Here is a 13,300-nt window from a genome sequence, read left to right as displayed (position 1 = left end):
GGTGCAGATTGCGCTGCACCGGGCTTTTTACATTGTACGATTACTTCTTACGCGCGTATTTCAGTGAATCCAGCGCGACCGCGAAGATGATGATGCCGCCCTTGATAATATACTGCCAGTAAGGGTTCACGCCGATGTAGGTCAGACCGTAGTTGATGACGGTGAAGATAATCACACCGGTCACCACGCCAAACACGGTTCCTACCCCGCCGCTAAACGACACGCCGCCAACCACGCACGCGGCAATCGCATCCAGCTCATACATAAAGCCGAGGTTGTTGGTCGCCGAGCCAATACGCCCAGCTTCGAGCAAACCACCAAAAGCATAGAACACGCCAGACAACGCATAGATGATCAGCAGGTTCAGCGCGACGTTTACCCCGGACACTTTCGCCGCTTCAGGGTTACCGCCGATAGCGAAAATATTTTTACCAAAACGGGTCTTGTTCCACAGCACCCATACAAAGGCCACGGCAATCAAGGCATAGAAAGTAATGTAGGAGAGTCGGAAACTGCCCAGCGCAATAAAGCCCTGCGCAAAGGTTGAGAACCCGCTGTCAAAGCCAGAAATTGGCGATGCGCCGACGAAGTCGTAGTACAGGGAGTTGATCCCGTAAACGATAATCATCGTACCCAGGGTGGTAATAAACGGCGTCACGTTCAGATAAGCAATGATGATACCGTTCACCAGACCGATAATGGCGCCAATCACGCAGACAATCAGCACCACCACGATGATTGGCATCGTCGCCATTTCCGGGAACACCTTGTTGGCGTTCTCCATCGACTGCAGCAGGGTTGCCGCCACAACCGCCGCCAGCCCGACCTGACGCCCTGCAGACAGGTCGGTCCCCTGGGTAACAATCAGCCCGGCTACGCCCAATGCGATAATAATACGCACCGAAGATTGCGTCAGAATATTACTCAGGTTCAGTAAACTTAAGAAAGTGGGATCCTGGAAAATAATAATCGCCAGCAAAACCAAAAGAACAACGTAAATTCCGCCTTCTTTCAGATAAGTAAGAAAACTTTTCTTATTTAACGCACTCATGAGGAGCCCCTAATCTTAAAGGTGCAAAGACGCAAGACGGAGGATTTCGTTTTGCGTTGTGGTTTTGGTTTCAACAATTCCAGCGACGAGGCCATTGCTCATCACCAGAATACGATCGGTAATACCTAACAACTCCGGCATTTCAGAGGAAATAATAATGATCCCCTTTCCTTTTTTCGCCAGTTCAGCAATCAACTGATAAATCTCAAATTTCGCGCCGACATCGATACCGCGTGTAGGTTCATCCAGCATCAGGATTTCAGGCTGCGTTAACAACCAACGGCCAATGACCACCTTTTGCTGATTACCACCAGAAAGCGAACCTATTTGCGTACGATGCCCTGGCGTTTTTACCCTCATCGAGTCAATTACCCACTGGGTATCGCTCTTCATGCGGGAATTATCCAGCAGGCCGACTTTATTTTTATAGTTCTGGATATTGGAGATTAACGAGTTAAAACCAATGTCCAGATAGGCATAAATACCGGTTGAGCGACGCTCTTCGGTGACCAGCGCAAAACCATGGTTAATCGCTTCATTCGCGCTGTGGTTATTGATTTTTTTGCCGTGGAGCGTAATCGTGCCCGATGATTTCTCACGAATGCCAAACAACGTTTCAACAATATCGGTGCGTTTCGCGCCAACCAGGCCGGCAATGCCGAGAATTTCCCCTTTATGGAGATCAAAAGAGATATCACGAATCGACGGCTGACGCAGAGAAGTCAGGTTACGCACTTCCAGAATCACTTCTCCCGGCTTGTTCTCTTTATCCGGGAAACGTTGGTTCAGTGAGCGTCCGACCATCATGGCGATGATCTTATCCATGTCCAGCCCTTCCAGCGGCTGGGTCGCAATCCATTGACCATCACGCAGCACGGTAATTTCATCACACAGTTGAAATATTTCTTCCATTTTGTGAGAAATATACACAATCCCGCACCCACGCTCTTTCAGCTTACGGATGATGGTAAACAGATGATTAACCTCTTTCTCGGTTAACGATGAGGTCGGTTCATCCATAATGACGATTTTGGCGTCATACGAAAATGCTTTCGCAATTTCAATCATCTGCATTTGCGAAACAGATAATGTTCCAACGCGCGCACGCGGATCGATGTCAATATCCAGTTCATCGAAAATCGCTTTGGTATCGCGATACATTTTTTCCTGATCGACAAACATACCTTTGGTGGGATAGCGCCCCAGCCACATGTTATCCATTACAGAACGTTGTAATACCAGGTTTAATTCCTGATGTACCATTGAAATACCATTCTCAAGTGCTTCTTTAGCAGAATGAAAATCGATTTCTTTACCCTGAAATAAAATACTACCGGAATCTTTTTGATAGATCCCAAAAAGACATTTTAATAATGTTGACTTTCCAGCGCCATTCTCGCCCATCAGAGCATGAATAGAATGTGGGCGGACTTTTAAATTGACATTATCAAGAGCCTTAACGCCGGGAAAGGACTTGTTGATGCCGCTCATTTCCAACAAGTATTCGCCTGACGACTGAGTATTAGTGCTGACCATAATTATACCTTGTTGGCCTTGCAGAGTGCGCAATTAAGGGCGCAATGAAATTGCGCCCACAGACGGAGTATTTATTTGTTGGTGAACTCGGCCAGATTATCTTTATCGACACCTACATATGGAACGCGAACAATTTTGTTCTCAATTTTCCAGTTGGTGCCGTCTGCCGCGCCTTTGCCATCAGCCAGGTTTTTCGCCAGATCAAAGGTGGCTTTCGCCTGGTTGTTTGCATCGTTCAGCACGGTACCGGCCATAGCGCCAGATTTCACCAGAGCCAGGGCTTCAGGCAGCGCATCGACGCCAAATACCGGGACGCTGGTTTTGTTGTGTGCTTTCAGCGCTTCAACTGCGCCCATTGCCATCGCATCGTTGTTGGCGATAACCACTTCGATTTTGTTTGCGTTAGGACCGGACATCCACGCATCCATCTTATCTTTCGCCTGAGCGGTATCCCACATTGCAGTATCTAACTGCAGTTGTTCAGTTTTAATGCCTTTATCGTTTAGCTCTTTAATCACGTAAGTGGTACGAGCTTCGGCATCCGGGTGTCCCGGTTCGCCTTTCAGCAGAACAAACTGAATTTTGCCATCTTTGTTCAGATCCCAGTTCGGGTTAGCGGCCCAGTGCTTGGCAATCAAGTCACCCTGAATAATCCCGGACTCTTTAGAGTCGGTACCGACATAATAGGCTTTGTCATAGCTGTCCAGCGCTTTACGGGAAGGCTCTTTGTTGAAGAACACAATCGGTACGTTCTGACCGCGTGCTTTTTCAATGACCGTTCCTGCTGCTGCCGGGTCAACCAGGTTGATAGCCAGTGCTTTAACGCCTTTTGCCAACAACACATCAATCTGATCGTTCTGTTTGGACTGATCGTTTTGCGAGTCATTCATCAGCAACTGTACATCCGGCGCCGCTTTGGCATCTTTTTCAATAGCCTTACGTACCACGGACATAAAGTTATCGTCATATTTATAGATAGTCACACCAATGCGGGTATCAGCAGCGTGCGCAGCCGCGCCGAATAACATGCTTGCCATTACAGCAGACAGGGTCAACACCTTCTTATTCATGGTATCTCCGGTTTTATTATGCAGGGTAGTGCTTGAGATAAATGCTCGGCAGGCAGAACGTTACTGAAGTGTTACTGAACGCCGAAGCTCACTTTTAAAAATATTTCTTCCGTGTCTGGCAACGCTCCAAAAACAGGCTTTAATTGTTGTTTAAGACGCCTATACCTCGATGAAAGTGATTATTCACCGTTACATAGTAGTTACAGCGCAGCAAACAGTGTCATCATAGCTATCGCATTGTTAAGATACTGTGAATTTACTCACATATTGAAAGCGGTTACATAGCCCGACATTATCAGTTAGTGATCGGTGCCGCATTCTGCCGCAAAGCCACAGAATGACGTCGCACCAGCGTCGGCATAAAGCAATGTGTTGCGTCAGGATCCAGCGTTCCCGCCGCGCCTTGTAGCGCAAGCTCAGTGGCCATTTTTGCCATAGAAGCAATGGGATAGCGCACCGTTGTCAGCTGCGGGTCAGTGTAACGTGCGATAGGAATATCGTCGAAACCAATGATAGATAGATGTAATGGAATGGCGATGCCGTTGTCTTTTAGGGCCGTTAGCGCGCCAGCGGCCATATTGTCGTTGTAAGCGAAGACTGCCGTCAGTTGCAGGTTACGTCCCAGTAGTTCCACCATTGCGGACTCTCCGCCCTGCATATCCGGTGAACCGGTACCTATCCAACTGTCTGCCGGGGTAACCCCCTGTTCTTTCAGGGCACTTAGCCACCCTTCTTTACGCATTGCATCGTCCTCAATGCGGTGACTTGATGCCAGGTAACCAATACGTTGATGCCCATTATTCAGCAACATACGGGTTGCCATTTTAGCCCCGCTAATATTATCCAGACAGACGCAACGATGCGCATAGCCCGGCACAATGCGGTTGATCAGCACCATGCCAGGGATCTGATCCATGAACCCGGCCAGCTCGCGATCGCTCAACGCTTTCGAGTGAACAATCAGTGCGTTACAACGCTGACGAATCAGTACCTCAATGGCATGACGTTCTTTTTCAGCCTCATGGTAGCTGTTGCCAATCAGGACGTACTTCTGATGCTGTTGAGCAACCATATCCACGGCTTTTACCAGCGCGCCAAAAAATGCGTCTGAAACATCCATCACCACAACGCCAATCGTGTCGCTCACCTGCGTCGCCAGCGCTTGCGCGTTGGCATTCGGTCGATAGCCGAGCTGAGTGACCGCCTTCATTACCGCTTCACGCGTATCGGGACTCACCAGCGCGCTGTTGTTCAGTACGCGGGAAACAGTCGCGACAGAAACGCCAGACTGTCGTGCCACATCACGGATGGTTACCATATTCACTACCCTGTTTAAGATGCGGTTACCCGCAGACACCCCAGGCTGGGTATTTTGTCAGCACAACGAAACGGACTGCGTGAGTGATGTCACAGGAATGAAAGCGCTTACATCCATTTTGTTAATGAATGTGACCCAGATCGTTATCTGGATGTTCGCGGTAATGATGTCCCTGACGCACGCAGGGTCAATTGACGCCATAGCCATTCTACCGGGCCTTGCCGGTAAAAATGCAACCAAATGACGGAGAAAAGCAGGTTAACGGCCCAGACCGGAATGACGAAATACAGCAACTCCAGCCGGTCGAATTTCATAAATAAGCCGAATTGATAAAACAGCGTGGTGCAAATTAAGGTTTGTAACAAATAGTTGGTTAGCGCCATGCGCCCAACGCAGGCTATGGCAATGACCCATTTTAAACGGCTAAGCTGCGGCCAGAAACCGAACATCAGCGCAGCGTAACCAATGGTCTGCAACGGCGCGCCCAGCTCTCGCGGGGCTTGTAACAGGAAAGCACACCAGCGGTAGGCCCAGTCCAGATGCCACTGCGCAACGATAGCAGGCAGGTTAATCGCCATCCCAATAATGACCAATAACGCGCCGGTACGTCGATAGTGCTGCAAACTGTACTGCCCTTTCAGCCAACCGCTGCGCATCAATGCCGCGCCCAGCAGCATCATCCCCGCCAGTTGCCAGCCGTACTGCGCACCCAACGCCAGCAAGCTATTGGACATCATATCTACGCGATTGCTGACCGCTTCCATACCGCCGTTCACCTTCCAGTATTTCTCATACAGCAACGCAGAAGCATCCGGTGTCCAGGCCCGACTGGTCTCACTTCCGGAGATAAATCCCAGCAGCAACAGCACACCAACGCCCGCCAGATAGAGCAACACGCCGGTATTAAACAGACTTTTGACGGAAGGGGCATCGCGAACCAACCGCCAGCAAATCAGCCCAATCAGGCCATACGCCAGCAGGATATCGCCATCCCAGAACAGCAAACCGTGAATAAACCCCAGCAGAACCAGCAAAGTGAGTCGTGACTGGATCCAACGTTTGCCTCGCGGTAGCAGCATCTGCAGACCCGCGCCAAACAGCAGCGCAAATAACGTGAGGAATTTCACCTGCGCGAAGAGATCAAGCACGGCCCAGGTCCAGGCATCTGACGGGGTAATGTTGCCGTACCAGGCAGGATTCAGATAGGCCGCCTTTGGCAGACCAAAGGCGCTAATATTGAGAAGCAGGATGCCGAGGATGGCGACGCCACGAATAAAATCCAGCGTGACATTACGCTCCATGGCCCCTGCCCTGATCAGTTGTGGTGACGCACGGCGCGCAGGAATTCCTGACGCGTATTCTGGCTGGACTTAAACAATCCGCCAAGCGAGGTAGTGGTGGTAGCGCTGGTCGCATCACGAATACCACGCGCTTTCACGCAGTAATGCACAGCATCAATTGAAACCGCCACATTATTCGTCCCGAGCAACGTTTGCAGCGCGGTGAGAATTTGCTGAGTCAGGCGTTCCTGGACCTGCGGGCGCTGAGCGAAGAACTGCACAATGCGGTTAATCTTCGACAGACCGATGACCGAATCTTTCGGGATATAGGCCACCGTCGCTTTGCCATCAATCGTTACGAAGTGATGTTCGCAGGTGCTGGTCAGCGTGATATCGCGAACCGTGACCATCTCATCAACCTTCATCTTATTTTCAATGACGGTGATTTTTGGGAAGTTGGCGTAATCGAGGCCGGAGAAAATCTCATCGACATACATTTTAGCGATGCGATGTGGCGTTTCCATCAGACTGTCATCGCTCAAATCAAGATTGAGCAATTGCATAATCTCGGTCATATGACCGGAGATAAGACGTTTGCGCGTTTCATTATCCATCTCTTGCACGGGCGGGCGTAATGGTGTTTCAAGACCACGCGCGACCAGCGCTTCATGAACCAGTGCCGCTTCTTTACTGAGTGATGACATTTCTTTTTCTCCTGCAGGTGGGGCGCCTCTGCCCTGCGTGGGGCAAAGTTTTTAGGCTGTGTCACAGCCAGAACATTGTGCGTGAGGCGGCGCACATAATCCAGTATTCACCGCGATAATTATTGAAATTGGTGCTGCCTTTTAGCACACAGATTTCATATGTCGTTCAACCGGGTGAATTCGAGTGTTAATGTAAAGTTATATAGATGATGAAGTATGTTTGCTCAATGCGGAAGTGAAAGTTACTCACAGTGCAATGAATAATCTGTATTATGGTGAGTTCGCAAACACATTCAGGTTCAACACAACAAGGAGCCACGCATGGAAATGCTTGAAGAGCACCGCTGTTTTGAAGGCTGGCAACAACGCTGGCGTCATGACTCCACCACGCTAAATTGCACCATGACCTTCAGTATTTTTCTTCCCCCCCCCCGGGATAACACCCCACCTCCGGTGCTGTACTGGCTGTCAGGTTTGACCTGCAATGATGAAAACTTCACCACTAAAGCCGGAGCACAACGTATTGCGGCTGAACTGGGCATCGTTCTGGTGATGCCTGATACCAGCCCGCGTGGCGAACAGGTCGCCAATGATGAAGGCTACGATTTAGGCCAGGGTGCTGGATTTTATCTCAATGCCACGCAACAACCGTGGGCCTCACATTTTCGCATGTATGACTATATGCGTGACGAGTTGCCGGCACTCATTCAGTCACAGTTTAACGTCAGCGATCGCTGCGCCATCAGCGGGCACTCTATGGGGGGACATGGTGCACTGATCATGGCACTGAAAAACCCTGGCAAATACACCAGCGTTTCTGCCTTCGCCCCCATCGTCAATCCATGTCGCGTACCGTGGGGTGAGAAAGCCTTTAGCGCCTACCTGGGTGAGGATAAATCACGGTGGGCGGAATGGGACAGCTGTGCGCTGATGCTGGCCAGTAAACCCGCAGATGCGATCCCAACGCTTATTGATCAGGGGGATAGCGATCAGTTTCTTGCCGATCAACTGCAACCCGCAGTGCTGGCCGAAACGGCCCGTCAAACCGCATGGCCGATGACATTACGCATTCAGCCGGGTTACGATCATAGCTACTACTTCATTGCATCATTTATTGAAGATCATCTGCGTTTCCACGCCCAATATTTGCTGAAGTAACGCCTGAGTGAGGGCGTCAGCCCTCTTCATTTCTCCATCATTCCTTCACTTTTTCTCCTTTTTTATTTCACCACTATCCTACTGAATTAAAAAGATTTTCCATGCTAAATACATCAAACACAAATGATTTCTATTATCATTTGTGTTTACAAAAATTCATACTTTTGTACAATCCCCCCGCTTCTTTACTGAAAAGAGTCCTTAAAAGACAAATACATACAATTGTCATGGCCTTTCACATGACACGCAGTTAGATTCATTTAAATGGAATGATACAAATGACTATACCTCACGTTAAGGCTGTAGCCGCCGCAGTATGCGTCGCGAGTCTCCCATCACTCGTCTATGCCGCCGACCAGGATACCGTGGTCGTCACCGCCACCGGGTTTGAGCAAAAAATTCAGGATGCCCCCGCCTCCATTTCGGTTATTACCAAGCAGCAGATCGAAGATAAAGCGTATCGCGATGTGACCGATGCACTGAAAGACGTCCCTGGTGTTGTTGTGACTGGCGGCGGTAGCAGCAGTGATATCAGCATCCGCGGTATGGCCTCGCAATACACGCTCTTCCTGGTTAACGGTAAACGTATCAGTACACGCGGTACCCGCCCGAACAGCGACAACGCGGGTATTGAGCAAGGCTGGCTACCGCCACTGGAATCCATCGAGCGTATCGAGGTGATCCGCGGCCCGATGTCGTCTCTGTACGGCTCTGACGCTATGGGCGGCGTGATTAACGTGATCACCAAAAAAGTCTCGAATACTAAAGCCTGGACCGGCTCCCTGCATGGTGATGCCACCCTCCAGGAAGATCGGGACTCCGGAGACCTTTACCAGACAAATGCATACGCGTCCGGACCACTGATCGACGGGCTACTCGGCGCAAAAGTGACCGGGCTGTTCTCCCATCGCGGAGAAGATAAGATAGTCAATGGTTACAATGAACAACGCCTGCGCAACGGCGGACTCACCCTTAACTTCACCCCGGATGATAAAAATGACATCGACTTCGATGTCGCGCATGAACTACAGGATCGCAACAGCACACCGGGCGAATCGATGGCGGCAGAAAACTGCCGTAACGGTGTTTGTAAGCCAAACAGCAAAAGCTACAACCGTTATGAACACACAACGTATTCATTAACCCACAGCGGTTATTACGACGATTTCAACAGCACCAGCTATGTTCAGCAGGAAGAGACCAAAAACCCTGGTCGTCAGATGAAATCCTACAACACGATCTTCAATAACCAGAACCAGGTCTTCCTCGGGGCGCACACCCTGACAGTTGGCGGGCAATACCGTTATGAAAAACTGCGCGATAACGGCAACCAACTGCAAGCAGCTGACGGTTTGAACAAATTGACCCGCTGGAGTTGGGCGTTGTTTGCCGAAGACGAATGGGCGGTTACCGATACTTTCACGCTGACCGGCGGTCTGCGTATGGATAAAGATGAAAACTACGGTGACAACTGGACGCCGCGCGGCTATGGCGTATGGCACCTGAGCGATCAGTGGACCTTAAAAGGGGGAGTTTCTGCGGGCTATCGTGCACCGGATCTGCGCCAGTCATCCGCAAGCTGGGGGCAAGTGACCGGTGGCGGTCGTCTGAACGGTATCATTGTCGGCAACCCGGATCTGAAACCAGAAAAAAGCCTGAGCGAAGAGATCGGTTTGCTGTGGGATAACGGCAACGACCTCAATGCGGGTGTCACGCTGTTCAATACTGACTTCAAAAACAAAATTACCGAAGTCCGTCGCTGTAACAGCAGTGCCGATCCGGCTTGTACTATTGGCAGCACTCATTACGACTTTGTCAGCGATCGGGTTAACGTTGATAAAGCCAATATGCGCGGCGTCGAATCCACCTTCGGTTGGAAGATGACCTCCGACATCAACTGGACAGCGAACTATACCTACACTGAATCTGAACAGAAAAGCGGTCAGTTCTCGGGCCAGCCGTTGAACAAAATGCCGAAGCATATGTTCAACACCACGCTGGACTGGCAGGCTACGCAGGATATCGGTTTCTGGAGCCGCTTGAATCTGCGTGGCAAAACATCAGAATACCTGAGCCGTACCTCCATGGCGCAAGGCACCCCTTCCTATACCCAGGTCGATATCGGTATGCGTTACTATGCGACCAAAGATGTACTGCTTACTGCTGGCGTGTATAACGTGCTGGATAAACAGATTGATTACGAGACCTATGACACCGTGCTTGATGGTCGTCGTTACACTGTTGGCCTGACATATAACTTCTAAATTTTAGACCATAAAAACCCCGGCATTCACCATGCCTAATGCTGTTCAGTTAACATAAAGCATCAACATGTGTTGGCGGGGTAATGAACATGCTCTCTCAGAGAAAGGGTTCCGTTCACCTCATGTTCATCGCTTCTCTGTACACTGAACACCCGTGAACGTGTTAAGGGTGCTATCTCCGCACCCTTAACAATCCCGGCTCCCGGCAGGAAAATTGTTGCTTCGCAATCCCCTCCGCTTATTCCTCCAGGCTACCGGGCCGGGCGCGATGCAACATCCCTGTCGTTCACACCCTGAACCCGCATCCCTGCGGGTTCTCCCGGCCTTATGGATACACGTCGGCAATTATCAGCCGGACCAGCCCACACCTGACCATCTGCGTTTTTTGTTTAAACAGCAAAACAGATTTAACTGGAAGTCAGAGCGTTGAAGCGATGACCCCGGTCCGGCTGAAAATCGATGAGGCGTTGACGGTTGACCGGGACGGCCTGCAGGGACGCGTGCCCGGGCCGGGCCGACCCGACAGGCAGACGGAATAAGACGAATACATCGTGCAGCGGCGATTTTCCCGCCGGGAGACAGGGTTGCAAGGGAGGCGGCGGCGAGCCTCCCTTGCACGTTCACAGATATCTGTGCTTCAGAGAAATGACACCACTAAGATGAACGGAACCCTATAGCGGAATCAAATGTTCTCCATAATGCTTACCTGGCAAGCATTATGCACTGGATTACTTCTTCACACGTTTCGGAAAGTGCATTTCGCTGTAACGAACGAAACGGGTTCCTTTGGTCAGCTTATAGCCAAACCAGATGATCAGGAACAGCGGGATACCAATATAGGTTGCCATTACACCGCCCCAGTCAATGGTATCTTTCAGGAACGCTTCGTAGTTTTGCCCCAGGGTGATTATCAAGCACAGGACAAAGGCAAAGATCGGCCCCAGAGGGAAGAAGCCTGAACGATACGGCAGATCATTAATATCATGGCCCTGCAACACGTAACCACGGCGGAAACGATAGTGGCTAATTGCAATTCCCAGCCAGGCGATAAAGCCCGTCATCCCGGAAGTGTTCAACAGCCACAGGTACACAGTCTGGTTACCAAACATGGATGTCAGGAAGCACAGACCTGCCACGACAGTCGTCGCATACAGCGCGTTACGCGGTACGCCGCCACGAGACAGTTTAGAGAAAATACGCGGCGCTTTACCGTCACATGCCAGGGTGTAGAGCATACGTGTTGATGCATACATCCCGGAATTACCCGCCGACAGCACCGCCGTCAGGATAACGGCGTTCATCACCGCCGCCGCAGACAGCAGACCCGCATGCTGGAATACCAGCGTGAACGGGCTGACGCTGATGTCTTTTACATCGTTGCGCAGCAGGCTCGGATCGGTATACGGGATAATCAGGCTGATAATCAAAATCGCGAACACATAGAACAGCAGGATTCGCCAGAATACCTGACGCACCGCGCGTGGAATGTTCTTCTCTGGATCTTCAGATTCGCCCGCGGCGATACCAATCAACTCGGTCCCCTGGAAAGAGAAGCCGACGATCATCGCCACACCAATCATGGCGGCAAAACCGCCAGCAAAGGGGGCATCACCTGTCGTCCAGTTACTCCAACCCACCGGTTGAGCACCTTTGAAGATACCGATAATCATCATTACGCCAACCACGATGAAGATAATCACGGTGGTGACTTTAATCAGTGAGAACCAATACTCCGCTTCGCCAAATCCACGTACCGAGATGTAGTTCAGCAGGAAGATAACGCCAAGGAACAGCGCACTCCAGATCCAACCAGGCGTATCCGGGAACCACCAGCTCATTACCAATTGTGCGGCCACCAGGTCCACGGCGATAGTCACCGCCCAGTTGTACCAGTAGTTCCAGCCGAGCGCGAAGCCAAAGCCTTCTTCTACATAGTTCTGACCGTAGGTAGAGAACGAACCGGAAACCGGCATGTAGGCAGCCAGCTCACCAAGACTGGTCATCAGGAAGTACACCATCAGGCCAATCAGAATATAAGAAAACAGCGCGCCGCCAGGACCCGCCGCAGAAATGGTTGCACCAGATGCAACGAAAAGACCCGTACCGATGGAACCACCAATGGCGATCATCGTCAGGTGACGCGCCTTCAGTTCACGGCGTAGCGTGGGCGCTTCTGTGGTTTTAGTTTCGGAAACCATGTGAAAATGCTATCCATCCAAAAAATGAGGCGCGATTGTAGCAGACGAAATGGCATTCTTCCGGCACAAATGCGCTGTTATAAGAGACCTTCATGACTGGCCGCGGATTATAAGTAAAGCAGAAATGGGCAACGTATGACGATTGCCCTCAGTTGACGATGGGGTGTTTATTGCAGGTACGACGCATCAGCGCCTTATTCAACCTGCTCTACCTGGTCGCTATAACGTAAAAAACGCAGCAGCGAGTTTGAAAGATGTTTTTGGCGATGATGGACGCGCCAAAGCGTGCGGACCAGACGTGGCAACGGCACCGGAACTTCGCTTAACGTTCCTGCCTGCAGTTGTTCTGCAATAACCCGACGCGACAAGCAGCTGATCCCGAGACCATGGCGCACCGCATGCTTAATGGCCTCAGAGTTACCCAACTCCATTGCCATCTGAAATCTCGGTAGATGAGACAACAGCAGATAATCCACCAGCTCGCGAGTACCAGACCCACGTTCGCGCAGGATCCAGGGCGAAGCCGCAAGTTGCTCCAGCGTCACGGGCCCCGTGGTTAGCGGCGATGACGGCGCAGCAAATACCACCAGTTCATCTTCCAGCCACGGTTCAGAGATGATTTCGGTACTGTGACAGGGCCCTTCAATCAGCCCGATATCGACCCGAAAATCCAGCACGGCATTGATAACATCCTGGCTGTTGCCCACGCTGAGTTCCAGCG

General features: G+C 50.8%; 10 protein-coding genes. 2 read left to right on the top strand and 8 right to left on the bottom strand.

Annotation, left to right across the window (positions count from 1 at the left end):
• Positions 1-40: 40 nt before the first annotated feature.
• From mglC to folE, 6 genes are all read right to left on the bottom strand, one after another.
• Positions 41-1,051 (bottom strand): galactose/methyl galactoside ABC transporter permease MglC, encoded by a 1,011-nt coding sequence (gene mglC, locus FDX03_RS05410; protein ID WP_003027393.1) that lies wholly within the window; start codon positions 1,049-1,051, stop codon positions 41-43.
• A gap of 15 nt (positions 1,052-1,066) precedes the next feature.
• Complete coding sequence (gene mglA, locus FDX03_RS05405; RefSeq protein WP_048211171.1) at positions 1,067-2,587, bottom strand: galactose/methyl galactoside ABC transporter ATP-binding protein MglA; 1,521 nt, start codon at positions 2,585-2,587, stop codon at positions 1,067-1,069.
• Positions 2,588-2,658: 71 nt separating this feature from the next.
• Positions 2,659-3,657, bottom strand: coding sequence for a galactose/glucose ABC transporter substrate-binding protein MglB (gene mglB, locus FDX03_RS05400; RefSeq protein WP_003027399.1), 999 nt, complete (start codon positions 3,655-3,657; stop codon positions 2,659-2,661).
• A gap of 295 nt (positions 3,658-3,952) precedes the next feature.
• A complete protein-coding gene (galS, locus tag FDX03_RS05395; protein ID WP_061068163.1) occupies positions 3,953-4,975 on the bottom strand; it encodes an HTH-type transcriptional regulator GalS in 1,023 nt (340 codons plus the stop codon).
• Between the two features lie 143 nt (positions 4,976-5,118).
• Positions 5,119-6,276, bottom strand: a complete 1,158-nt coding sequence (gene yeiB / locus FDX03_RS05390; RefSeq protein ID WP_061068164.1) for a DUF418 domain-containing protein YeiB — start codon at positions 6,274-6,276, stop codon at positions 5,119-5,121.
• Positions 6,277-6,290: 14 nt separating this feature from the next.
• Positions 6,291-6,959, bottom strand: coding sequence for a GTP cyclohydrolase I FolE (gene folE, locus FDX03_RS05385; protein ID WP_003027410.1), 669 nt, complete (start codon positions 6,957-6,959; stop codon positions 6,291-6,293).
• Between the two features lie 321 nt (positions 6,960-7,280).
• Here folE and fghA point away from each other — a divergent pair, with 321 nt between their 5' ends.
• Positions 7,281-8,117 carry an S-formylglutathione hydrolase gene (fghA, locus tag FDX03_RS05380; RefSeq protein WP_048211168.1) on the top strand — a complete coding sequence of 279 codons (837 nt, stop codon included), beginning with the start codon at positions 7,281-7,283 and terminating at the stop codon, positions 8,115-8,117.
• Positions 8,118-8,395: 278 nt separating this feature from the next.
• Entirely contained in the window at positions 8,396-10,381 is a 1,986-nt protein-coding gene (locus tag FDX03_RS05375; protein ID WP_048211167.1) for a ligand-gated channel protein, read from the top strand.
• A gap of 728 nt (positions 10,382-11,109) precedes the next feature.
• Here FDX03_RS05375 and lysP read toward each other — a convergent pair.
• Complete coding sequence (gene lysP / locus FDX03_RS05355) at positions 11,110-12,579, bottom strand: lysine-specific permease (RefSeq protein ID WP_048211166.1); 1,470 nt, start codon at positions 12,577-12,579, stop codon at positions 11,110-11,112.
• A 194-nt stretch (positions 12,580-12,773) separates the two neighbouring features.
• On the bottom strand, positions 12,774-13,300 hold a 527-nt coding region (locus FDX03_RS23070), incomplete at its 5' end, for a LysR family transcriptional regulator (RefSeq protein ID WP_249356998.1).

It is taken from the genome of Citrobacter sp. wls827 (genome assembly GCF_005280875.1).
Classification (GTDB): Bacteria; Pseudomonadota; Gammaproteobacteria; order Enterobacterales; family Enterobacteriaceae; genus Citrobacter; species Citrobacter youngae.
Note: the sequence above shows the minus strand (reverse complement) of the source record. Positions and strands in the feature narration are given on the sequence as shown.

Excerpts from the sequence above, each read along its gene's own strand:
- galS (WP_061068163.1), bottom strand. The coding sequence starts at position 4,975 with ATGGTAACCATCCGTGATGTGGCACGACAGTCTGGCGTTTCTGTCGCG.
- mglA (WP_048211171.1), bottom strand. The coding sequence starts at position 2,587 with ATGGTCAGCACTAATACTCAGTCGTCAGGCGAATACTTGTTGGAAATG.
- folE (WP_003027410.1), bottom strand. The coding sequence starts at position 6,959 with ATGTCATCACTCAGTAAAGAAGCGGCACTGGTTCATGAAGCGCTGGTC.
- lysP (WP_048211166.1), bottom strand. The coding sequence starts at position 12,579 with ATGGTTTCCGAAACTAAAACCACAGAAGCGCCCACGCTACGCCGTGAA.
- mglC (WP_003027393.1), bottom strand. The coding sequence starts at position 1,051 with ATGAGTGCGTTAAATAAGAAAAGTTTTCTTACTTATCTGAAAGAAGGC.
- yeiB (WP_061068164.1), bottom strand. The coding sequence starts at position 6,276 with ATGGAGCGTAATGTCACGCTGGATTTTATTCGTGGCGTCGCCATCCTC.
- fghA (WP_048211168.1), top strand. The coding sequence starts at position 7,281 with ATGGAAATGCTTGAAGAGCACCGCTGTTTTGAAGGCTGGCAACAACGC.
- FDX03_RS05375 (WP_048211167.1), top strand. The coding sequence starts at position 8,396 with ATGACTATACCTCACGTTAAGGCTGTAGCCGCCGCAGTATGCGTCGCG.
- mglB (WP_003027399.1), bottom strand. The coding sequence starts at position 3,657 with ATGAATAAGAAGGTGTTGACCCTGTCTGCTGTAATGGCAAGCATGTTA.